The following is a 23,836-nucleotide window of genomic DNA, read 5'->3' on the forward strand; positions in this document are numbered from 1 at the left end:
ATATGGTAAATAAAAATGTGGAAGATTATCTCCAAGAAGGCATTTACGGCCAAAAGCAAAACAAACCAGAAGAACGTAATATGTATTTAACTACATTACGTGAGCGTGTAGAAATCGCTTTAACGATCGGTCAAGTAATGCAAAGTAATGTATACTCTGAAGTGGCGGGTAGCATGCGCTCTTCTCAATCATTACAACTCCTCCTAAATGGTGGCATTGCTTACCCACATTTATCAAAATACATTAAATTAGCAAACGAAAAAAATGTTCCTTTTACAATTGTTCAAAATAAAGATACAAAAACACCAATCGGTTTAGTATTAACTCATGCTACTGCTGTAGATAAAGAACAAATTTATGTAGAAGATACTATTTTCAAACAAGAAATGAAGTAAAAGTTACACTTAATTAAATAGTTACTAGAAGCGTAAAAAACGAGTATGGAATCGTAAACATTTCCTACTCGTTTTTTAGCGCAAAGTTTAAGTTTTTCTACTTTATTTTTTAATACATACTAATTTCATTTCTGTCATTTCTTCTATTGCATATTTAATTCCTTCGCGCCCCGTGCCACTTTCTTTCACACCACCATAAGGCATATGATCTACTCTGAACGTTGGAATATCATTAATCATGACACCACCAACCTCTAACTCATCGATTGCACGCATTGCTTTAAATAAATTATTTGTAAATACTCCTGCCTGTAAGCCGTAACGCGAATTATTTACTTGCTCAATCGCTTCATCAAATTCTTTAAATGTATTTACTGTCATGAGTGGACCGAATACTTCTTGGCACTGCACAGATACATGATTTGGAACATTTGTTAATACAGTCGGTTCAAAAATTCTTGCATCCCGCTTCTTACCACCGTGTAAAATAGTTGCTCCTTCCTTGATTGCTTCTTGAACCCACATATCAATTCGCTCTACATCTTTTTTTGAAATTAAAGCTGATACATCCGTTTCTTCAAGCAGTGGATCACCAACAACTACTGATTCCATCGCTTTCTTTAGCTTCGAAAGAAATTCATGCATTTTCGTTTCATGTACAAAAACACGTTGTACGGAAATACAAACTTGCCCATTATTAACAAATGCTCCCCATTTTACACGTTCAATGATTTCATCTGTTAACTCTACATCTTCATCAATTATAACAGCAGCATTTGATCCTAGTTCTAACGTAACTCGTTTTAACCCAGCCTTTTGTTTTATTCCGATTCCAACTTTTGGACTTCCGGTAAAAGTAATAGAAGCAACATAATCATTTTTAACGATTGCCTCACCCACCGTGGAGCCAGGACCAGAAATGATATTTAAAGCTCCATTTGGCAATCCTGCCTCTTCAAATAACTCAACTAATGCATAAGATGATAATGGCGTTTGATCAGCTGGCTTTAACACAACTGTATTTCCGGCAGCAATTGCAGGTCCAACTTTATGCGCAACTAAATTTAATGGGAAATTAAATGGTGTAATAGCCCCTATTACACCAATCGGCTTTCGGATTGTATATGCAATACGCCCATCCGCACCAGGTGCGGCGTCTAATGGCAATGTCTCACCATATATACGCTTCGCTTCTTCAGCTGCAAATTTGTATGTTTGAACAGTACGATCCACTTCTCCCCTAGCAGCACGTATTGGTTTTGCAGCTTCTTTTGCAATAATCTCTGCAAATTCTTCTCTTCTTTCATCCATTTTTTGTGCAACCTTCTCTAAAATAATCGCACGATCATATGCGGATAATTTATTCATTTTTGTCATTGCATTTTTTGCAGCAATAACAGCCTCTTTTACATCTTCTTCCGTTCCTTGTGCAATTTCTGCTAATATTTCTTCAGAATATGGTGCGTATAATGGTTTATACGTGTTTACAGATTTCCAATCTCCATTTATATATAAATGCTTTTTCATACTTCTTCTCCTTCCAAATATATGTATACAACAATAATTCACCTAGTGAAAGGTCTGGCTTATGTCATTGTATCATAGCCCCTATCCCTCAAAAAACATTATGCTCAAAAAAACTCTGCTATTTAGCAGAGTTTACGAGCTAATTTGCTCTTGTAATGAAATTTGTTTTTCATCTTCTAAAATAACAATCGATTCTACTATCTTTGTAACTTCCAATCTTTTTATATAGTGTCCATCTAATTCTTTCACACAAAACTTATAATTTTCAATTTCAATGGAATCCTCTTCAGCAATCTCTATATTCTTCGTTAAAATCCAACCACCAATTGTATCAACACCATCATCATCAATCCCTAAACCAAATAACGTATTCACTTCACTAACAAGTACTTTTCCCTCTAGTATCGTCTTCGTTTCACTAACTTGTTGAATTTCTGGCTGCTCATCCGTATCAAACTCATCCTGAATATCTCCAACAATTTCTTCCAGAATATCTTCAACAGTAACAAGTCCAGATGTCCCACCATATTCATCTATCAATATAGCAATATGTGTTCTTTCTTTTTGCATTTTTAAAAACAAATCATGAATTGGGATAGAATCGATAACTAAAATAATTGGTCTCATATATTGCTCTACTGTCTTTTTATTAACAGCTTTATGTTGTACAAACTCAGTAAAAATATCTTTAAAATTCACAAAACCTATTACGTGGTCTTTATCGCCATCAACAACTGGATACCTTGTATATTTTTCACGAGACATTTTTTGCAAAGCTTCTTCAGCAGGCATTTCTTTACTTATAATATTCATTTCGGTTCGAGGTACCATTATTTCTTTTGCAATCCGATCATCAAATTCAAAAATTTTATTTACATATTTATATTCAGATTGATTAATTTCACCATTTTTATAACTCTCTGAAACTAACAACCGTAATTCTTCTTCTGAATGAACCTCATCATGCCCCTTCGGCGGTTTCAACCCTAGCAACTTCGTAATGATTCGAGCTGAACCATTTAATATCCAAATAAATGGGAATGCAATACGATAAAAGAAAATTAACGGCTTAGAAACAAGCAAACTTACTTGTTCAGATTTTTGAATTGCAAATGTTTTTGGGGCCAATTCCCCTATTACAACATGTAAAAAAGTAATTAAAAAAAATACTAAAATTACAGCAAAAATGTCTGCTAGTTGAGTAGAGATATTCCAATTTGCAAAAAGCGTATCAAACATTTGCTTTAACGCAGGTTTACCAAACCACCCAATTCCTAAAGCTGTAACAGTAATTCCTAGCTGACAAGCAGATAAATATTCGTCTAAGTTTGTAATGACTGTTTTGACCGATGTTGCACGATTATTTCCTTCTGCAATTAAATAGTCAATTCGTGAACTTCTCACTTTAACAATTGCAAATTCTGCTGCAACGAAAAATGCCGTTAAGGCAATTAAAACAATCACTATACTTATACTATATATGTCCAAATACTTTTCCTTACTTACATTGTAAGCAAGGAAGCCACCTCCTACTTAATTATATTCAAGTGAAGTAAGCATTCTAATACTCTAACAAAATTCTACATTAGCAACCACCTTTTTATATATTATATGCATACATAAAAAAGATATTTATCATTATGATAATCTAATTCATTTACACTAGTCAAATTATTCTAAATGTTACGATAAAACATTTTTATTTAAACGAACTATTCTTCTCAACTCAATTTCGTGAAAAAACACTTTCTTTGCCGATTCCACACTTCTTTTGTCGCACTAGAAGGGAACTTACTTCATAGCTCGAAATCATTCAACAGGATATATATAGGAGGGATTATTTTGGAATATAAAACACCATTTATCGCAAAAAAATTAGGTGTTAGCCCAAAGGCTGTTGTCCGGATCGCGCAACAATTAAATCTTACGATAGAAAAAAACAAATATGGCCACTTTATTTTCACACAAGATGATGTCGATCAAATGTTAGAACACCATCTATTTCAAATAGAGCAGTCTCAAAATCCTCAACCTACTCAAAAGGCTTCCTCAAATGAGGTTGAAGAATTAAAAACTCAAGTCAATACAATTGTTCAAAACATATCATCGAATGATTTTGAGCAATTAGCTAATCAATTAAACACTATTACAAGAAGGCTCGATCGAATGGAAGAACAAATGCAAGATAAGGCAAATGATGTCGTCACGTACCAACTTTTACAACACCGTCGTGAAATGGAGGAAATGTTAGAGCGAATTCAAAAGTTAGAAGCTGCGCTAACGAAAGAAGAACCCATTTATATTACTCCTGATTCAAAACCAACATACGAACGAGAAAAGAAACCGAAGCGCCGCAAAATGATTTTTAGTATATTTGGATTATAATTTTTAGACCCTTATTAAAATAATAAGGGTCTTTTTTAATGAAGAGTTATATCTTATAAAAATATTATTCTCTTTATTATACATATTCACTTCGTTTTATTTCGTTAACATAATATTTTTACTGTATTCTGCAATTAATGCCTGTGCATGAGCATTCCCTTGAATCACATCACGAAATTCTTTTAAAGAATACAAATGCGTAACCCCTTTTCGAGCATGAATTCTTACTGGTACACCTTGTAAAGTATCATGAAACTGAAATGGATTATCTATCGGTTCAATTGGAAAACCGAGTGTAAGTAAATACATATACATTCTTTTTGTCACTGCTGCAATGTACCATTCAGCTTTTGTTTCTAACGCATGTATAAATAAAATAGCTGTTAACCTTTTGAAATGTCCTCTCCCACGAGATGTTTTCGAAATACTTAACTTGCCTATTTCATACACATTCTTCAAATCTTTTACTAAATCATTTTTAGAAAACGGATAGAAAAACTCAGAATTTGATTGTTCAGGTACCGTATACTTAATACATTCTACTGTACCAATAGGATGTTCATCTTCTATTAATAAAAATCGTGATGGATTTAAATTACGTTCTACAAACATTAAGTTTCTTTCTTCACAAAAATCTCCCCATAGTTGCTCGAACCCAAAATGTTCTTCCTTTGTTTGAACACGCTGGAACATATTTAACCGCCTTTCCCATCGCCGCTCTGTTTTTGATAACGCTTTCACTATCTATCATATAAGAACAAATCTTCGTATGCAACTAAAAATATTTATGACTTATTATATTCTGCAAAGTGAATTAGATTCCAATTTAATCGACTTTTATCCCGCGCTCACATTCCTTTTAATAACACATTCGTATCACTTTTCAAACCTAAATTACATTATGTTTCTTTCCATACAGCATATAATTCTTCTTAATCTAAAAAAATCCTTTATGAAAAAGGATTTCTTTTACTTCTGAATGCTTTTTAACCATTTTTCAAAAATTTGTACCATCCCATGTTTTCCAGCTAATTTCTCTTCCCCTTGTTTCGTCTTATATGGATATAACTGCAAGAAAACACCGCATCCAGACTCAATTTTTTTACTATGCATATGGCTTCCTGGATATACACAAATGACTTCATAAATTGACCTTCGATAATAGACTCGCTTTCCATCCTGTTCTTCTACATACTTTATAGACCAGTACTTATACATTTGCTCAGTTGCTTTTGTATTTCCGACATGCTGAAAAATATTGTACATTGGACTGTATTTCACTTCAATAATAATAGAAGATTTATATACGTAGTTCCCATCTTCTTTTACATAACAGTCTAAGCGAATATCTGGCTTCTTCGTATCCTCACCATTGTAAAAATTACTACCTTTACTTAATGCAATAAGAGGATGTGTTTCAATTAAATCATTAAATGCGGCATGCACCTTTATATCATCTCGTTCTAAAACTACTGTCGTTCCATCTTGTAATCCATCTACATAAAAATGTTCTTGTATTTGTTCACGAATTGAGTTTCTAGCCTCAAAACCAATTTGCTCTAAAATTGAAATAACGATAAAAAAAGCGTAATATTCATACACTAAAAACGTTGGCTTATAAACAAATAATAACGATGGAGATTGATCCGTATATTGCGGGAGTACTTCTAAATGATGTAGTAATTGTTGATGTGGTATCGGTAAATCATGTAAGTTCATGTTACTTGTTTCAGTAACTTCCCTCCAAAACGAAGAGTGCATTAACATTTGAAAGTATTGTACATTTTCATGCACGATATGCGCCAATATTTTATATTCTTGTATTTTCATTGAGCTCTTTCGTAAATCGGCTTCTTTTAGTAAATGTATATTTTTATATTTTTGCTTCTCTCTATCGGTTACCGATCCATTTCGCTCAATTGTTTGTATAATCGTTTTTACGGCTTGAAACTCTTCTGATTTTTTCTTTTTTTCTCTTTCTAAGATTTCAATTGTTTGACGTAAAAAACTTTTAGCTTCAATTAAATAATGATAAAATTGCATCGCTTTATATTTAAGAAATGCATTTTCCTTACTATTTTTTTGTTCTATAAACTTACGATTATAATGTTTGGCATAAGGTTTTCTTTCTGCCACTATAGTTCCTCTTCTTGTTGGCTTTCGCTCTTTTCCTTCCCATTTATATGCATTTATAAATTTTGAACTTGATTCTATTTTCTTAAAGATTTGCTTTATCATTTTCATTTTTTGGGGTAACTTTCTAAGCAACACTAAATAAGAAGAATCCTCAATATCGCTAAGTGCAGAGAAAGTCTTTTTATAATAACCTCTATCCAAAATCAACTCATTTAAAATTGACTTCACATAGTCTTGAATCATTTCAAATTGATCATCAAAAAAGTTTTTCGGTACGATTTGAAAAGCGCCATAATACGTTGTATCTTCTATGCGCACTTCAAAATGGTATAAACCGCAGCGCCATGGATAAAAGAATTCTGTTTTCCCATGTTCATATATTAATACTCTTTGTTTTTTTTCATTTATTTCATATTGAGCCTCTTTTATATTTTTCTGTCCCTCATATACTTTATTCCATATAAAAGTAATATTCATTGGGATTTCATAATTATACTGCAATCTAATTGGTTTTAATTCTTGTACTTTATAAATACATTGAACCAATGCTGTAGTAGATGTACAAAGACGATTTAATAAAATATAATCTCCTTTCCCCTCATTTCCAATGATTAACTTTAATACAAAAGGGAGCGTTTCATTCGTATCAACGATTTTTGTTTCGTAACGCCCTTCATTTTGCATATCCATACAGCTCCAGTTCCCTACGTTTTTCTCGTATATATGCTAAAGAATGTTCAAATGTAGATACTCTGTTTGCAAGTGCAGATTGCAAAAGAGGTACTAAGGTCGCTCCCCTTTTTGCTTCTTCAGAAAGTAAAGACCCAACCATCATTTCGGTCCCTCTGATTTTCGTTAATACACGCTGCTTTATTTGTAAATCAAACCCCTCTTCTCTACTGATCATATAGGTATGGTTATTTTGGAACGGTATGTTTTGCAAATAAGTCGCAATTGCATTTGCACATCGGAAAGAAATTCCCTTAGACGCATCATGTGATGACAATACGACATGCAACTTATCTAATAGCTCTAATTCTTCTTCAGAAAACACTTCAATCATCGCTTTATTTCTCATCCAATTTATCCGAAATTCTCCCGCTGTTACTTTCAAAGGTGGGTGTAATACGACTTTCCCCTGTTCCATGCCCATCTCACAAAACGGAATTTTCTGTAACGTTATTAGGTTCGTTCGGTCTAATAATCGATCGGAGAGCTCTTTCGTTGTTTCATCAAAATTCACAGTACCTACAAATATAATATTTTCTCCAATTTCAATTGTTGATGGAATTGAATTCTCAATGTCCTGAACACCCTCATACAAGTTTAAAATACGATTTTTTGTTTCAAGTTGAAGAACAGAGAGAAATGGAGTAAACCAATGCTCAATATGAGACATGTTCATTTCATCAAAAACGATTATATACAGTTGATTTTGATTTTCTTTCGCCTTCATTAACGTCCTAACTAACTTCGTTTCACTTTCAATAAAAGTACCATTCGGATGAAGGTAACCAAGTAAATCATGTGGTTCTTGATACGATGGCGAAATTGGAATCCAAACCAATTCCTCCCCATACTGTAACCCTAATGCTTCTGCATAAGTTTGCACAAAACGTGATTTCCCAACGCCCGGTATACCACCAAGAATCGTTAACATATTTGTTTTTACACTTATATGGAAATTATAAATATCCGTTTCATCCAAATATAGCCCTTTATTATGCACCATACTTTGTACATACTGTAAAAAGGACGATTCACGCTCATCCCATTCCCATTCCTCTTTTTGCACTTTTATATCCTCTACTTCAACTATCTTACCTTCTTCATGCATTCGTTTTTTTAATTGCTCATACACATGATCACTTACAAAATATAATTGATCTTCTACCGCTATTTCTACATACTTCGTCCAGTCACTGCAGTTTATATATTTACATTCCCGTTTCTGTTCAAAATATGCGATTGAGCTAATTGATGACTTTAAGGATATGTTTCCGTACAGTCTTCCATCATGCCACAATAATTCGGGAGGCTCAAAGTCTTTCGGAAATTTTGGCATAAGAAATGATAAATAACCGTTGCTAAGTTTTCGTTCTAAAGACTCTCTTTTTTTATTATTTGTAACTTTAGGTGCCGGAATCATTTTATAGCTGCTTGCTATTTCTTTCGGTTCTTCTGTACATATTAACTCCACGTATACATTTCCTCTTTCATAATAAAGACGAAACATCACTAATTGCTTTTCTAATTTCCTCTTCTTTAATTCCGAAAAGATTTTTTCATTCTTTTTATTACTACATACCCCTTCAAATACATATGGTTCATTTGCAAATTGTTCCTGTAAAGTGAATGGTATTGGCGATAAGCATTGTACAAAGAAATTCTCTCCACTCTTCTCTTTCTCAGCTTTTGTAAATTTCCCTAAAAATCTCATATAGTACATTCGTTTTATAAAACTTGGCTGAAGAGCTTTATGTAATCTCACCTTAGTCACCTTCTTTTTTCATACTATTCTTAGTGTATGAAAGAAACGAAAAACTAGAAATAAAAAACCTGACGTTATCCGCCAGGTTCAAAATTAAAACGTATATTAATGAGAAGGAAATGCTTTTTTCTCTTGTAAAATTGCATTATGAGCAATTTTCATTTTAGCAAGTACGTAACGTAATCGATCTTCAGCATTTTCATCTTTACTTTTTTGTAATTCCGCCAAATTTTCAACAGAACTTGCTAAATTTTCAATGACTCCTCTCAATTCAGGATGATGATTAAAAAAAGATTCTTGCACTAATACTTTCCTTAACTCACTAGCTAAATCAATTATTCTAGACAACTGTTCTTTTTCTTCCATTCTCATCCCTCCTGAATATCTTATGTAGTAAATATTCTCTAAACAAAGAAAAAAGCCCTTTAAATAAAAAGGACTTTTTACATTTTTATATTTCCAGTTAATAACATATACAGGGATGTGATAGCCGCAACAATAATTGCCCACATCACATATCTCTCTGCACCTGCAAAACAACGGTTCCCTTGTTCTTTTCTTGCAAACGTGTAAACAATAATTCCAATTCCATACACAATTGAAACTAGTAGTAAATTCTTTAAACCAGCTGCATAAAGAAGCCATACAGAGTAAATCGAAGCAATTAAAGCTAACGCTCCATTTTTTAATTTAGCGTCTTTTAGCTCGTTTGTAATGACTAATTTTAATTGGAATAACGCTGATAATAAATATGGTAATAAAATTGATGTTGATGCAATGAAATACATAATTTGATATGTTGATTCTGAAAACAGAACGATGATAAATATAATTTGAGCAACACCATTTGAAATCCATAATGCCATGTGCGGTGTTTGCTTTTTATTTGTTTTCGTAAAGACTTTTGGAAATACGCCATCTTTTCCTGCTACATGAGAAATTTCAGAAACAAGTAAAAACCAGCCAATTAATGTACCGACAAGTGAAGCAACTAACCCGATATTAATCGCACCTGCCCCCCATGGACCAACAACATGCTCTAATACATGTCCCATTGACGGAGTTTCTAACACAGAAAGTTCGCCTCTTGTCATAGCTCCCATTGATAGGACAGAAATTAAAATATAAATGGACATTACTAAAATAAGCCCCATTACTGTTGCCTTACCAACGTCTCGGCTATTTTTCGCTCTTCCAGATAATACAACCGCTCCTTCAACTCCAATGAAAACCCAAAGTGTTACAAGCATTGTATTTTTCACTTGACCAAGTATAGCGGAAACTGAGATTGTTCCTTCCCCCCAAAAATCATGTGTAAATGTGTCCCAGCGAAATGCTGTTACCATTACAGCGATAAATAGTACGATTGGAACTAACTTTCCTATTGTTGCGATAACATTCATAATAGAAGCTTCACGAATTCCAAATAAAATTAGAAAGTGAAGTGTCCATAATAAAAGTGATGCCCCAACGATTGACGCAACATTATTTCCTCCTTTAAAAATTGGGAAGAAATAACCTAATGTACTAAACAGTAACATAATTGTTGCGACATTACCTAAGATTCCTGCTAGCCAATATCCCCAAGCACTATTAAACCCAATATATTCACCGAAACCAGCACGTGCATAACTATAAATTCCACCTTCAAGTTCCGGTTTTTGTCTTGCTAACGTTTGATATACGAGCGCAAGTGGAATCATTCCCATCGCTGTAATACACCAGCCAATTATTATTGCGCCACTGTTTGCTCCTACTGCTAAATCATGCGGTAAACTAAAAACACCGCCACCAACCATCGTTCCAACTACTAATGCGATTAATGGAAAGAATCCTAATTTCTTTTCTATTTGTACCACCCCATCTGTCATTCTAGGTGTTATGTTCGTTCAACTATTAAAGTCACCTTTTTCTCTAATAGACGTTTCTCTTATATTTTTTCAGGAAAACATTACTTATTCTAAAAGAAAATGAACAAAAATGGAATACTTTTTTGAAAAAATGTATAAGTATGCACAAAAAAACCGCTCATTTTGTAATGAACGGTCATTTCAAACATATAAATTTGTATATTTCTTGTAAATTTAACGAAGTAAATTCTCTTTTTGTAAAAATTGTTTTGCGACTTCTTCACTACTTTTACCATTCACATTAACTTCATAATTCATTTTTCGCATTTCTTCATCTGTAATCTTTCCAGATAATTTATTTAATACCTTTTCAAGTTCAGGATATTTCTGTAACGTTTCTTTTCTTAATAATGGTGCTCCTTGATAAGGTGGGAATAACCCTTTATCATCTTTTAGCACTTTTAGTCCGTATTGCTCCAATTCACTATCTGTTGAATATGCATCAATTACGTTAACATCTCCAGATTGAATTGCGCTATAACGCAGCTTCGGCTCCATCGTTTTAACATTCGAGAACTTATAGTTATATAATTTTTGCATTCCTTTATAACCATCTTCACGATCAGCAAATTCCAATGTAAATCCTACTTTGGCTTCCTGCGCAACATTCCCTAAATCAGAAATAGTATTTATATTCTTTTGATCTGCTATTTTTTTCGGCATGGCTAGTGCATATGTATTGTTATACTCCATTGGCATCAACATAATCATATTATATTTCTTTTCCAGTCCAACGCGAGCCTGCTCATATACTTCATCACGATTTGTACTCTTTGGTTCTTCTTTCACGAAAGTAGATAGCGCTGTTCCTGAAAATTCTGGGTACACATCTACTTCACCTGATTTCAACGCTTCAAATACAAATGCTGTTTTCCCAAGACCTGGTTTTAATTGTACGTGTAAATCGGTATCTTGTTCAATAAGCTGCTTATACATTTGAATTAAAATTTCAGGTTCTGATCCAAGTTTGCCCGCAATAACAATATCTTTCTTTTCTGTACTCCAAAGAAATGGAGTAGCAATCATTACTACAACTATACATATCGTCAATATAACACGCTTAGAAGAGCGTTTCGGTCGTTCAAGTATGCGAAGTACTATATCAAAGAATAAAGCGAGTAACGCGGCTGGTACGGCCCCTAAAATGATAAGTGCATGATCATTTCGATCTATACCTAATAATATAAGCTTACCTAGCCCACCAGCACCAATGAGAGCTGCTAATGTAGCCGTTCCAACAATTAATACCATCGCTGTACGAATACCGGCCATAATGATAGGCAATGCAAGAGGAAGTTCTACCTTCCACAACCTTCTCCAACTATTCATCCCCATAGCTCTCGCGGCTTCTATTAGTGATTCATCTAATTCCCTTATTCCTGTATATGTATTTCGTAAAATAGGTAATAGTGCATACACAACTAATGCGATAATCGCTGGAAGTTTTCCGATTCCTACTAACGGAATTAATAGTCCAAGTAATGCAAGTGATGGCACTGTCTGCATTACCGCAGAAGTTCCTATTATAAATTCAGCCATTCGTTCTTTTCTTGTTAATAAAATGCCAAGTGGCACCGCTATAATTACTGCAAAAAATAATGAAATAAGCGATATTTGTAAATGCTCACTTAATGCAGTTAGTAATTCTATTTTTCGTTCTTGGAACGTTTGTATAAAATTAGTCACTGTTTAACCTCTTTCCTTCATTTGTTCAACAATGTAATTGACAATATGACGACTTGTTAACGCTCCAATATATTGACCGTTTTCTTCAACTGGAACGACCTCCTCGTCACGCACACGAACTAGCGCTTCTTCTAAAGAAGAATGTAATGATAGTGCCTGCCCTTCTAATTGCACACTTTGATCAAGCGGCAATACATCTGCTACACTTTTCTCCTCATACCAAGTTCGTCCACGATTTCCAATGAACTCCTCTACAAATTCATTTTTCGGATTATGTATAATTCCTTCTGGTGTATCTAGTTGAACAACTTTTCCTTCTTTCATAATACAAATGCGATCTCCAAGTGATAATGCTTCTTGCATATCATGTGTTACGAACACGATTGTTTTTTGAATCTTTTTTTGCAACTGTACAATATCCTTCTGAAGCTGTTCCCTACTTAACGGATCTAACGCACTAAATGGTTCATCCATAAGAACGATTTTCGGGTTTGCGGCTAATGCTCGCACGACACCGACACGTTGTTTTTGTCCTCCTGACAATTCATCAGGCATACGATCTCGATATATATCCGGATCTAATCCAACCATATGTAACAAGTCATCGACGCGTGCTTTTATTTCCTTTTTGCTCCATTGCCTCATTTCAGGAACAACTGCAATATTTTCAGCGATTGTCATATGAGGAAACAAAGCGATTTGCTGCAACACGTATCCTATATCCCAACGTAATTCGTTTATATTATATTGTTGAATATCTTTTCCATCGATTAAAATCGATCCTTCAGTCGTTTCGATTAAACGATTAATCATCTTCATTGTCGTTGTTTTCCCGCAACCACTCGGACCGATGAGAACGAAAAATTCTCCCTTTTTAATTTCTAAATGCAATGAATCCACTGCTTTCGTGCCATCTTCATACGATTTTGACACATGATTAAATTGAATCACAAACACAACTCCTTTACTGTTGTTTCCTTTATTTTGATGGAATATGGCATTCATTTCAAATGATACGCTTTTAAATTAAAAAAGAGCTCGCATTTGAGCTCTAACGGTCGAACAATATTGTTTTCATAATAGCAGCATATTCGCGAACATACATTTTTCTCTTAGAACGAATTGGTGTTTCAGCAGCTAGCGCCTCCATCTTCATACCTAAACGCTTTGCAATTATTTTCGTTCGATATAAATGATATGTATTACTTACAACTACCGCATGTTTCACATTATATAAATCCATACTAAATTTTAAGTTTTCATACGTATTTGTAGATTGATCTTCTATTAAAATACGACTCTCATCTATACCGTGTACCATTAAATAATTTCTCATGCTATGAGCTTCCGGTATATCTTCATCTTCTCCTTGACCACCTGAAACAATTACTTTCGCTTCAGGATGGGAAAATAAATACTCCAACGCTACATCCAAACGATTTTGAAGAGATAAAGACGGTCTATCTCCAAATAACTTTGCACCCAGTATAAGAACGTACGGAGAGTGATAGCTCAACTTTTCACGAGCAACTTTGTTCATTCGAAACGTCATATAAATGATGTATAGTGGCGGTAATAATAAAATCATAAGAAAGATCCATTTGTTCATAAATAAGTATTCACTCCCTTTCTTGTTATTATATAGAAAAAGAAAGGGATGCAGAAGTGTTTTTTCAAACGATTGATTTATTAGAAACATGCGCCGCTACTTTACGTTGTGATAGTACATAATAAATAGCGATTCCTAATGAGAAGATCAATATGCAGCTTAATACGTAAAACGGCAGCATGACTCCGACTTTAGATACACCCGCTGTAAACAACATTAATAATAAAATTCGTATTCCAGTACCAATTAGGCGAAATAAGCTGTCTACACGTCCCATTACTTCGTTTGGAATTTCCTCCATCATCAATACATTTCTCGCCACTCTTGTACCCGCATTTCCAACTGCATGAAAAATTGCAAGTCCATATAAGAAAATTACGGAAGGTTCAATAATCATTACGGTAATTGAAATTACATAAATGAACATCGTCATAACGATTGAAACTTCTGTTTTTACATATTTCATTATGAGTGGAATACAGATTCCTGCAACAACCGCTCCAACACCGTACATCATCCCCTCTATTGCGTATACAAAGGCATTGACTTTAAGTATATCCGAAATATAAACTGGTATTAAATAATTTGCCATCATAACACCTATAAACGGCATATAAGTGGCCAGTAAGAACCAAAAGAGCTTAGGACGTTTTTTCATAAAGTGAATTCCTTCAAACAATTGCTTCTTAAATATTATTTTTCTTTTCACTTCTTTTTTCTTTACGTACGGTATACATAAGAAAAGAAAAAATGCTCCAGCAAAAGTTAACATGTCTACTAACAAAATCCACTTCAAAGATACAATTTCAATTAAGAAGCTCGCGGCCGCTCCAGAAATAACTTGTGTTAACTGTCCTTGTATTTCCATCGTTCCACTTAAACTTTTATAATGTTCCGCTTGAAATATCTCTTGGTTGAACGCAAATATTGTAGGATAAAATAATAAATAGTAGAATGATCCGGCTATATAAATAAGAATATAGTGAATAGAATGATAAGGTTGCCCCGCAAATCCCCATATAACCATTATTCCAATTACGGCAATTCCGATTCCTTCGTTACATAGCAATAAAGATTTTCTTGAAAAACGATCAATACTTTGCCCAATGAGTGGTGTTAATAAAAACATAATGAGGGTTGCAATGATAGAAACATAACCAAACGTTGTCTCTCCTCCACTCTCTTTAATTAACAGCCACGGAATCGTTATCATAACAATTCCGGAACCAATAGCAGATAGACTATTGGCCCCTAGAATGTAATACAAGCGAGAATCATGATAAAGTGAGGACATATCACTCCACTCCTAGTTGCTTTTTCACCTCTTTATATACGCTCATATATGCTTTTAATTCTTTAACTACATCATGAATTAATGGTTTGGCATCTTCCCCAAGTTCACCATCTTGCACATGTAATCCATCAAGCACAACTTGTTTTGGAATTGCATTTGCATAAACACCTCTAGCGACCGTTCGCATGCTGTTTAATGCATTTATTCCACCTTTACCGCCACCAGCAACCGCTAACAACGCAACTGGTTTATGAATAAATTCACTACTACTTAAGTAATCTAAAGAGTTTTTCAGCGCACCGCTCATCGCATTATGATATTCTGGTGTACATAATACAACCCCATCCGCAGCTTTCACTAACGTTTTCAATTTTTTTACTGCCTCTAAATCACGTTGTGACTCTTCTCCATTGTATAAAGGTAACTCCTCAATTGCTAAATCATATAATTCCCCTTCAAATTGATCCGCAATATATTTTGCCACCACGCGAGTTCTACCAAATTTTCTTGGTGTACCGTTAATAACGACTAGTTTCATGATTATTTCTCCCCTTTGTTTTCAAGTTCTACTTATATATTATCAGAAATTTCTATACAAAACACAATATAAAGAGTTAACTTGTTTCATAAAATAGTATGATAAACAAAAAAGAACTCATACTTTCGTATGAGTTTCGTATAATTACTTTGTTTCATCTCTCAGACTCAATGTACCTAAACTTTCATTTGCTTCAAAATGATTATATGCTTTTTCCGCTAATTTTTTCCGTTCTTCTGGTAATTCTATATATTTCATTACGTTTTCAATTATTTTTTCGTACGGAGTAAATACAATTCCCGGCCACTCTACCTCATCTTCTGGATTACTATTTTCGGAAATAATAAATTTCTTATTTGCGACTGCATAAGACACGCGAGGTGTTTCAAGAATTCCTGATAAGTAAAAATGAATATTTAATATAATTTTAGCTCTAGCAATCAATTCATTTCTAACAATTCCCCACGCATTATTTTTAAAAACTATATTTAAATTCGGGGCAATCGCTTTTAGATGATCAAAAATAGCTTGCCGCCTCGGATTAAGGGCACCTATAAACAGAATATCAATATCTTCAGTAATCTCATCTTCAAATGCATCTTTTTTTATTTCCAAAGTTGGAGCATAGTTCATTTCTACATGTTTTATTTCTTTTCCTACCCCTTTTTGTTTTAGCCATTCTATATTTTGTTTACTATAATCCCAAATCACTCTATCTTTTAATAATATTAAATAAAGGGGGTGCGCATATGGACTTCCTTCGTATAGCTGTTCTAAATTATAAATAATTGCATCTTTCGGAAGAAGATTCGGGTTATATGCGTATGTATGTGCTCCAAAAACAACTGTATTCTTTACATTTTCCAGTATTGTTTCTGATATAATTACTGTATTTCCCTCCTGCTCCAACCGCCACTTTAAAGCTCGCGCAACATCTATGAAACTACCGTATGTCTTTGGACATATAAAAAGACAATAATCATATTCTTTATTCAAATAAGCTTCCATTAATTTTAAATTATTTTTATATAAATCTACATCCGGATGTTTAAGTGCTAACTCATTTGCATGTTTTCTTGCTACTTTATATAATCCAGCATAATAAGCAGCGATGCATCTTCTTAATTCGATTCTTTCACGATGTTCATCTAATACATCCATGTTTAAAAGAAGATTTGCGATACAATACGCTTTTAAATGATCACGATCATAATAATAGTCTAGTAGTGGCATCAATTCTTCATACGTATTTCCATGCACCGATTCTCCTAGTTCAATCGCCCATCGCATTAATTCCATGATTACTCCACTACTCCTTTAACCGAAAATGTATTTAATAAAATTTCGCATTATTCTCTACTATATTTGCTATATGAAATGGAATCTCTTCTTTAATCGATTCCAAATACTTTTGCGACACGGCCCCTAAATGTTTTTTATGAGGTATATAGAAAGCACTAATAGAAATTTCATAGTCAAATAAGTAATCATACACATGATAATCTACAAATAGAAGATCATCCTTTGGAAAAGGAATTTCCTTCCCTTGCAGAGCATACATCAAAGCAATATTGTTTTGAGATCGTAATCGATACAACCTTGCAAGTTGGTATAATGGCTCAGCCCGAGTTGGTCTATATTCCCACGCTTTTTGAAAATAAAAAACAGCTAATGCTAAATATTGCTCTTCTTGCCCTTTAACATTTTCTTTTTCATCAGCATCTGTCACTTCATTTTGTTTATTTGCTGAACGATTTGCTAACTGCTCATAACAAAATCCTATTCGCAATAACGAATAGAATACCTCTTCAACCCATCCCCCTGCTTCCACTCGTTTTTTATACCATTTAATCGAATCTTCAAATTGACTTAAATGAAAATAAGTCTGGGCTAAATAAAATAAATATCTTATATGCAAATCTGGCGTTGTTTCTGGGTCATTTATTCCTTGTAACAACAACCTCTCATCTCTTTCAAATTTATCAGCTTTACTCCCCCCATCTCCGGGATCATTCACGACAAGAGTCTCTAACCGATCTACCCTCGTATTGTAATTCGCTCCAACTTTTGAACGATCTATATCCCAATACTCATGAGTAACACCGACAGATTTCCATGGTAAAGAAGCTTTTAATAGACGTGTAAGCCAATATTTAATATGAACATCATATTGCAATGTAAGATAATGATCTTCCGTTAAGCTCGTTTTATCGAAATTCGGATCAACCTCTAAAATCATATCCGCATCTAATATTAATAAATAATCCGCTTCTGGATATGTTTTTTGCGCTAATGAAACTGCTAAGCTTCTGTTATAACCAAAGTTTTTAAACGGCTCATGATGAACTGTCCCAGGTATCTCATTTTCCTTACACCAATTTCCAATAATTTCAGGCGTATTATCCGTCGATCCAGTATCACAAATAGAAACATAATCTACAATTGATTTTGTTGCATTTAAACATCTTTCCATAATTCTAGACTCATTTTTGACGATCATACAAAGACATAACTTTTTTTCTTCCTTTACAGACTTCACTTGCTCATTTCCCATTTAACCACCTCATATTTTATTAACACGCTCTTCTCATATGTAACAACATTTTTTAGCTATACTGATGACATAAGCACCCTTTTACTATTTATGAAAACTTCATTTTATTTATTCTTACTTTTATGTTGGGACATATTTCATGCTTCGCTTTATATTTGATACAATCAATATAAAAAAACATAATACGGGAATCCGTACATTTCAAAGTCTAAGAGGAGGTTATATTTTGTTGGATTACATTTGGCTAGATGACAAATCACCAATTTTAGAACAACTACCAAGAAACTTTAAATCTGCAGCTATATTGCTACATCCTTTTGTCCAAATGCCTTTAGGATGGGAAAAGTCTGTGAGAAAAAGACCATATGAGCACATCTATCCTAGCGCTGAAGAAATCATTCATAATGGGAAGTCCGTTTCTTGGAAGGAAATGATGTCTTGTAGTGGATTACATTCATACGCAGACCTAGCAATGGCCATGTTGACTTCCATTAGTGCCTTTTCAGAAGAATATAAAAGAGAGGATTTAGCTGAAAAGCTACATTCAAACTTAAAAAAGATTTTTATTATCCAACAGAAGATTATACGTCTATATTTTTATTACACAAATTACTTAAACTCCTCGGTTCTAGAGGTGCAAGAAATCTATATTTCTCTGAACCAATTCTTGATACAAACGGATTATTACAGGTAAATAATACTACTCCATTAGATATTTGGGACATTAGCAATAATGAGTTAATTATTACTGGCGAAGACAATGAGTATGCGTTTATGAGTATATACGATTCCTTTACAACCTTATTATTAGCTAAAGAAGAAAATATAGAATATATTGTTCAATCAATGAATGTTGAAGCTGTCATTTGTGACAACAAAACGATGATTGATTGGTATTTGTAAATTAGTAATTTCTTAAACTATAAAAAAGAAACTTGCGCTTATGCACAAGTTTCTTTTCAAAAACATCCTTATTTTTTTACAACTTCATGTCCACCGAACTGATTACGTAGTGCTGAAACTACTTTTCCATGGAATGTATCATCTTCCTGAGAACGATAGCGCATAAATAATGACATCGCGATTACTGGTGCCGCTGCTTGTAACTCAAGCGCAGTTTCAACAGTCCATTTCCCTTCTCCTGAAGAGTTCATTACACCTTTAATGCCATCAAGTTTAGGATCATCTGCAAATGCTTTTTCAGTTAAGTCCATTAACCAACCGCGGATTACTGATCCGTTCGCCCATACTTTTGCAACATCTTCATAATTGAAATCAAAGTCACTCTTATCTAGTACTTCAAATCCTTCAGCGATTGCTTGCATCATGCCGTACTCAATACCGTTATGAACCATTTTCAAGAAATGACCACTACCAACGCGGCCAGCATAAGAATAGCCATTTTCTACTGCTAAATCTTTAAATAAAGGTTCTAATTGGTCGTAAATTTCTTTTTCTCCACCAACCATTAAGCAAGCACCATATCTAGCGCCTTCTACACCGCCTGATGTACCGATATCTACATAATGTAACCCAAAGCTTTTCGCTTCTTCAGCACGGCGTAACGTATCTTTATAGAATGAATTTCCGCCTTCAATAACGATATCACCTTCATCTAATAATGGATATACATCTTTTAGTACTGACTCTACAACTTCTCCTGCAGGCACCATTACCCAAATTGTACGAGGTGCTTCTAATTCAGCGATCATTTCTTTTAATGTATGACGTGCAGTAACTCCTAGTTTTCCTGCCTTTTCAACAAGCTCTTTATTTACATCGTATACAACTACTTCGTGCTTGTCTTCATGTAAGTGTTCAGCTAATGGAAATCCCATTTTTCCTAATCCAATTAAACCTAGTTTCATATTAATCAATCTCCTATTCTATACAAATATATTTAATATCGAAATTAGCCCAAGCGCTACTACAGATAATATAGTCTCCATTGCAGTCCATGTTAATAATGTTTCTTTCACAGTCATTCCGAAATACTCTTTAATCATCCAAAATCCTGAATCATTCACGTGTGATAAAATTAATGACCCTGCGCCTGTTGCAAGTGCTAGTAATTCAACATTTACACCAGGTATACTTGCTGCAATCGGTGCTACAATTCCAGCTGCTGTCATCATAGAAACAGTTGCCGATCCAGTTGCGATTCGGATTAGTGCCGCAATTCCCCACCCTAATAATATCGGTGAAATATGCGATTCTTTCGCCATATCTGCAATTGTCGTTCCAATTCCAGAATCTAATAGTACTTTATTAAATGCGCCGCCTGCACCAATCACTAACAATATGTTTGCAATTGGACCAAGGCAATCATTTGTAAATTGTAATACTTTATCTTTCGAGAAACCTTTTGCATATCCAAGACTAAAGAAAGAGTAAATAGTTGCAATTAATAAAGCGACAATCGGATCTCCAGTAAAGTGTAATACTTGTGCTAGTTGACTCGTTTTATTTAATGCAACTTCTGCTATTGATGCACCAAGCATAAGAAATACTGGAAGTAAAATTGTAAACAATGTATTCCCAAAGCTAGGAAGCTCTTTTTTATTATCTTTTTCAGCAAATTGCTCCGCTATATCTAACGGTACTTCCTTATGTATACGAGCTCCAATCCATTTCCCGTAAAGTGGACCTGATATGATTGCAGTTGGAAGTCCGACAATTAATGCATATAAAATTGTCTTCCCTACATCTGCTTTAAAAATACCAACTGCCGCCATTGCCGCTGGATGCGGTGGAACAAGTCCGTGTACGACTGACAGTCCTGCTACTAGCGGAATACCGATTGTAATAAGTGATACCCCAGTTTCTAACGCAATTGTAAATACTAACGGAATTAATAGGACAAATCCAACTTGGAAAAATACCGGAATCCCTACTAAAAATGCAACGAACATCATCGCCCAGTGAACTCGTTTCTTCCCAAAACGATTAATTAATGTGTTAGCGATACGTTCAGCACCACCAGATTCGGCCATCATTTTTCCAAGCATCGTTCCTAGTGCTAAAACTATTGCTAAAAATCCTAACGTATTACCAAGCCCTAGTTTAATAGAATCAATAATTCCTGGATCTTTTGGTGAAGTTCCAATTAAAGGCATTCCCATTGCTAATCCTACACCAATTGCTGTTAAAATTAATGCGACAAATGGATGCCATTTTACTACCGTAATAAGTAAAAGTAGTATGACAACTGCCGCTAGTACGATCCCAACTACCATTTCTCCCAATCCCCCTATTATTTACGTTGGAAAGCAGCTATACAATCAAATTCTTCTTTCAAGCGATTGTAAAGTCGTTCATACATATAAAACATTTCTAAATATATAGCCGTATTTTCTTTATTCGGTACATGGTGATGAACAATATCAATCCAATCCTTTACCTCTTCAAGAGAATCAATTTTTCCTACAGCATATAAAGCAACTGCCGCTGCCCCAAGCGCAGATGCTTCATGACTTTCAGGTACAAGCAATTCTTTCCCCATCATATCGGACAACATTTGTCTCCAAAATGCAGATTTCGCAAACCCTCCTGAAACTCGTATTTCAGTAAGTGGCCCTGTACAATCTCTAATTGCGAGTGCTACTGAATATACACTCATACAAACACCTTCCATCACTGCACGTATAAAATGTTCTCGCTTATGTTGAAGATTGATTCCAAAGAATGTGCCACGAGCATTTGCATTCCAGTAAGGTGCGCGTTCTCCAGATAAGAAAGGTAAGAACAATAGCCCATCCGCTCCAGCTGGTACGCTTTCTGCATATTTAATTAATAAATCATAAGGATCAATTCCGAGCTTTCTTGCTACTTCTTGCTCTGGACTACCAAATTCATCACGTAACCATCTCAGTAATATTCCGCCGTTATTCGTTGGACCACCGATTACCCAGTGCTCATCTGTTAATGCGTAACAAAACGTTCTCCCTTTCTCATCTGTATTTATATTTGATGAGATTGTTCGAACCGCACCACTCGTTCCAATGGTAATTGCAGCCGCACCCGGTGATATCGCCCCAACTCCTACATTTGCAAGAACCCCATCACTTGCTCCTATGACAATTGGTGTCTCTGCACTTATCCCCATCTTCTGTGCTAATTCTGGCTTCATACCTGATAAAATATATGTAGTTGGTACAGGGGTTGATAATTGTTCTGGTGACATATGTAACATAGTTAAAACATCTTCATCCCAGTTTAATGTTTCTAAATTAAATAACCCCGTAGCAGAAGCAATCGAATAATCAACTACGTAGCGTGAAAATAATTGGTAAATCACATACTCTTTAATGGAAATGAATTTATAAGCACTTGTATATAACTCTGGTTCCTCTTCTTTCATCCATAACAATTTAGAAAGTGGTGACATCGGATGAATTGGTGTACCTGTACGTCTATAAATTTCATGCCCATTCATTTGTTGTAATAATTTTTCTGATTGCTTCGTACTTCGATTATCTGCCCAAATGATAGAACGCGTTAATGGCGCACCATTTTCATCTACTGCAATTAATGCGTGCATAGCTGTACTAATACCGATTGAAGAAATATCTTCTGGTAATACATTACCCTTTTCGATGGCAACGCTTACACTTTTGTATACAGCGGCACATATTACATCAGGATCTTGCTCAGCCCATCCGACGTTCGGTTGAATAATTGGGTAATCGATTGCATGTGATGCAATGACTTTTCCTTTTTCTGTGAACACAACCGTTTTCGTACTTGTGGTACCGATATCAATCCCGATTACTCTCCCCCTTGTTTCCATGCGAATCTTCCCTTCATTTCTAGCAAAATACGATTTAGTAAACCGTTTACATGAATTAGTATATAAAATATTTTTTCATTTATCAAGTTATAAAAAGAAAATTTTTTTCATATAAAAAAATAAATCTACTCATTCCATTTCACTTATACACTAAATTTAGCTACTCCTTGCGGTAAAATTACGTTATATTCGTTACGCAATACACTCTTTCCTCTCATTAACAACACATACATAGTCCTCCATACGTTCTACTCATTTGCATGAAGAAAGAGTTGAAAAGCAATATTCATTTTTAGCGGTCACGTAATATCGCTATCAAGCCAAGAAAAGTAACTACCCGCAGAATGAAAATTCTGTGCATTTTGCTCTTGTTTATTGTTTTAAGTTCACTAGTCCTTTTGTCTTGATAAAAATAGAGCGCGGCCCCTACTATTACTTTTTTATCTTGTAAATATATCTTGCATACTATAAAATTCAACAGTATTTTTATTTTTCAGAAAAATAAAACAATAATATAGAATT

At 34.4% G+C, this 23,836-nt stretch carries 19 protein-coding genes and 1 pseudogene; 3 read left to right on the forward strand and 17 right to left on the reverse strand.

Translation table 11 applies throughout. The annotated features are described in order from the left end of the window. Window positions 1-2 precede the first annotated feature (2 nt). A complete protein-coding gene (locus N2V92_RS23930; RefSeq protein ID WP_000247560.1) occupies window positions 3-395 on the forward strand; it encodes a YueI family protein in 393 nt (130 codons plus the stop codon). Between the two features lie 102 nt (window positions 396-497). Here N2V92_RS23930 and N2V92_RS23935 read toward each other — a convergent pair whose 3' ends face one another. Then, entirely contained in the window at window positions 498-1,922 is a 1,425-nt protein-coding gene (locus N2V92_RS23935) for an aldehyde dehydrogenase family protein (RefSeq protein ID WP_000716437.1), read from the reverse strand. A gap of 132 nt (window positions 1,923-2,054) precedes the next feature. Further along, window positions 2,055-3,410: a hemolysin family protein gene (locus N2V92_RS23940; RefSeq protein WP_000356245.1), complete on the reverse strand. Its 1,356-nt coding sequence runs from the start codon at window positions 3,408-3,410 to the stop codon at window positions 2,055-2,057. 354 nt (window positions 3,411-3,764) lie between these two features. Between N2V92_RS23940 and racA the strand changes: the two genes are divergently transcribed. Beyond that, on the forward strand, window positions 3,765-4,307 hold the full coding sequence (gene racA / locus N2V92_RS23945) for a chromosome-anchoring protein RacA (protein ID WP_000456012.1): 543 nt from the start codon (window positions 3,765-3,767) through the stop codon (window positions 4,305-4,307). A gap of 96 nt (window positions 4,308-4,403) precedes the next feature. Here racA and N2V92_RS23950 read toward each other — a convergent pair whose 3' ends face one another. The 12 genes from N2V92_RS23950 to N2V92_RS24005 all read right to left on the reverse strand — a co-directional run bounded on the left by N2V92_RS23950 (window position 4,404) and on the right by N2V92_RS24005 (window position 18,525). After that, window positions 4,404-5,000: a hypothetical protein gene (locus N2V92_RS23950; protein WP_000487795.1), complete on the reverse strand. Its 597-nt coding sequence runs from the start codon at window positions 4,998-5,000 to the stop codon at window positions 4,404-4,406. Window positions 5,001-5,276: 276 nt separating this feature from the next. Continuing rightward, entirely contained in the window at window positions 5,277-7,127 is a 1,851-nt protein-coding gene (locus N2V92_RS23955) for a hypothetical protein (protein ID WP_002082856.1), read from the reverse strand. Further along, window positions 7,117-8,934, reverse strand: coding sequence for an AAA family ATPase (locus N2V92_RS23960; RefSeq protein ID WP_001236574.1), 1,818 nt, complete (start codon window positions 8,932-8,934; stop codon window positions 7,117-7,119). The genes N2V92_RS23955 and N2V92_RS23960 overlap by 11 nt, the downstream gene beginning before the upstream one ends. 105 nt (window positions 8,935-9,039) lie before the next feature. Next, window positions 9,040-9,300, reverse strand: coding sequence for a hypothetical protein (locus N2V92_RS23965; protein WP_000391447.1), 261 nt, complete (start codon window positions 9,298-9,300; stop codon window positions 9,040-9,042). Window positions 9,301-9,377: 77 nt separating this feature from the next. Continuing rightward, complete coding sequence (locus tag N2V92_RS23970; protein ID WP_000129439.1) at window positions 9,378-10,805, reverse strand: basic amino acid/polyamine antiporter; 1,428 nt, start codon at window positions 10,803-10,805, stop codon at window positions 9,378-9,380. A 213-nt stretch (window positions 10,806-11,018) separates the two neighbouring features. Next, window positions 11,019-12,530, reverse strand: a complete 1,512-nt coding sequence (locus N2V92_RS23975) for an ABC transporter permease/substrate-binding protein (protein ID WP_016077770.1) — start codon at window positions 12,528-12,530, stop codon at window positions 11,019-11,021. A 3-nt stretch (window positions 12,531-12,533) separates the two neighbouring features. Further along, entirely contained in the window at window positions 12,534-13,481 is a 948-nt protein-coding gene (locus N2V92_RS23980; RefSeq protein ID WP_000614075.1) for an ABC transporter ATP-binding protein, read from the reverse strand. A 100-nt stretch (window positions 13,482-13,581) separates the two neighbouring features. Continuing rightward, complete coding sequence (locus tag N2V92_RS23985; RefSeq protein ID WP_001045718.1) at window positions 13,582-14,139, reverse strand: YdcF family protein; 558 nt, start codon at window positions 14,137-14,139, stop codon at window positions 13,582-13,584. A gap of 64 nt (window positions 14,140-14,203) precedes the next feature. Beyond that, on the reverse strand, window positions 14,204-15,433 hold the full coding sequence (locus N2V92_RS23990; RefSeq protein ID WP_016077771.1) for an MFS transporter: 1,230 nt from the start codon (window positions 15,431-15,433) through the stop codon (window positions 14,204-14,206). 1 nt (window position 15,434) lies between these two features. Continuing rightward, window positions 15,435-15,971: an NADPH-dependent FMN reductase gene (locus N2V92_RS23995; RefSeq protein WP_000780355.1), complete on the reverse strand. Its 537-nt coding sequence runs from the start codon at window positions 15,969-15,971 to the stop codon at window positions 15,435-15,437. A gap of 144 nt (window positions 15,972-16,115) precedes the next feature. Further along, complete coding sequence (locus N2V92_RS24000; protein ID WP_000422331.1) at window positions 16,116-17,270, reverse strand: hypothetical protein; 1,155 nt, start codon at window positions 17,268-17,270, stop codon at window positions 16,116-16,118. Between the two features lie 34 nt (window positions 17,271-17,304). Further along, on the reverse strand, window positions 17,305-18,525 hold the full coding sequence (locus N2V92_RS24005) for a glycosyltransferase (RefSeq protein WP_000526233.1): 1,221 nt from the start codon (window positions 18,523-18,525) through the stop codon (window positions 17,305-17,307). A gap of 139 nt (window positions 18,526-18,664) precedes the next feature. Between N2V92_RS24005 and N2V92_RS24010 the strand changes: the two are divergent. After that, window positions 18,665-19,428: pseudogene (locus N2V92_RS24010) on the forward strand (DUF2711 domain-containing protein). A 68-nt stretch (window positions 19,429-19,496) separates the two neighbouring features. Here the strand turns inward: N2V92_RS24010 and gnd are convergent. The 3 genes from gnd to gntK are packed head-to-tail and all read right to left on the reverse strand — an operon-like array spanning window position 19,497 to window position 23,314. Further along, on the reverse strand, window positions 19,497-20,393 hold the full coding sequence (gene gnd, locus N2V92_RS24015; protein WP_016077774.1) for a phosphogluconate dehydrogenase (NAD(+)-dependent, decarboxylating): 897 nt from the start codon (window positions 20,391-20,393) through the stop codon (window positions 19,497-19,499). An 18-nt stretch (window positions 20,394-20,411) separates the two neighbouring features. Then, complete coding sequence (locus N2V92_RS24020) at window positions 20,412-21,761, reverse strand: GntP family permease (RefSeq protein ID WP_016077775.1); 1,350 nt, start codon at window positions 21,759-21,761, stop codon at window positions 20,412-20,414. Between the two features lie 17 nt (window positions 21,762-21,778). After that, a complete protein-coding gene (gene gntK / locus N2V92_RS24025) occupies window positions 21,779-23,314 on the reverse strand; it encodes a gluconokinase (protein ID WP_000449998.1) in 1,536 nt (511 codons plus the stop codon). Window positions 23,315-23,836: the final 522 nt, after the last annotated feature.

Origin of the sequence: Bacillus sp. CH_48 (assembly GCF_038008465.1) — a bacterium.
In the GTDB taxonomy this organism is placed as follows: domain Bacteria; phylum Bacillota; class Bacilli; order Bacillales; family Bacillaceae_G; genus Bacillus_A; species Bacillus_A thuringiensis_S.

What these genes read in the sequence shown, in the direction of transcription:
- N2V92_RS24000 (WP_000422331.1), bottom strand. Translation starts at nt 17,270, where the DNA reads ATGGAATTAATGCGATGGGCGATTGAACTAGGAGAATCGGTGCATGGA.
- N2V92_RS24020 (WP_016077775.1), bottom strand. Translation starts at nt 21,761, where the DNA reads ATGGTAGTTGGGATCGTACTAGCGGCAGTTGTCATACTACTTTTACTT.
- N2V92_RS23990 (WP_016077771.1), bottom strand. Translation starts at nt 15,433, where the DNA reads ATGTCCTCACTTTATCATGATTCTCGCTTGTATTACATTCTAGGGGCC.
- N2V92_RS23930 (WP_000247560.1), top strand. Translation starts at nt 3, where the DNA reads ATGGTAAATAAAAATGTGGAAGATTATCTCCAAGAAGGCATTTACGGC.
- N2V92_RS23935 (WP_000716437.1), bottom strand. Translation starts at nt 1,922, where the DNA reads ATGAAAAAGCATTTATATATAAATGGAGATTGGAAATCTGTAAACACG.
- gntK (WP_000449998.1), bottom strand. Translation starts at nt 23,314, where the DNA reads ATGGAAACAAGGGGGAGAGTAATCGGGATTGATATCGGTACCACAAGT.
- N2V92_RS23955 (WP_002082856.1), bottom strand. Translation starts at nt 7,127, where the DNA reads ATGCAAAATGAAGGGCGTTACGAAACAAAAATCGTTGATACGAATGAA.
- gnd (WP_016077774.1), bottom strand. Translation starts at nt 20,393, where the DNA reads ATGAAACTAGGTTTAATTGGATTAGGAAAAATGGGATTTCCATTAGCT.
- N2V92_RS23965 (WP_000391447.1), bottom strand. Translation starts at nt 9,300, where the DNA reads ATGGAAGAAAAAGAACAGTTGTCTAGAATAATTGATTTAGCTAGTGAG.
- N2V92_RS23950 (WP_000487795.1), bottom strand. Translation starts at nt 5,000, where the DNA reads ATGTTCCAGCGTGTTCAAACAAAGGAAGAACATTTTGGGTTCGAGCAA.
- N2V92_RS24005 (WP_000526233.1), bottom strand. Translation starts at nt 18,525, where the DNA reads ATGGGAAATGAGCAAGTGAAGTCTGTAAAGGAAGAAAAAAAGTTATGT.
- N2V92_RS23970 (WP_000129439.1), bottom strand. Translation starts at nt 10,805, where the DNA reads ATGACAGATGGGGTGGTACAAATAGAAAAGAAATTAGGATTCTTTCCA.
- N2V92_RS23995 (WP_000780355.1), bottom strand. Translation starts at nt 15,971, where the DNA reads ATGAAACTAGTCGTTATTAACGGTACACCAAGAAAATTTGGTAGAACT.
- N2V92_RS23985 (WP_001045718.1), bottom strand. Translation starts at nt 14,139, where the DNA reads ATGAACAAATGGATCTTTCTTATGATTTTATTATTACCGCCACTATAC.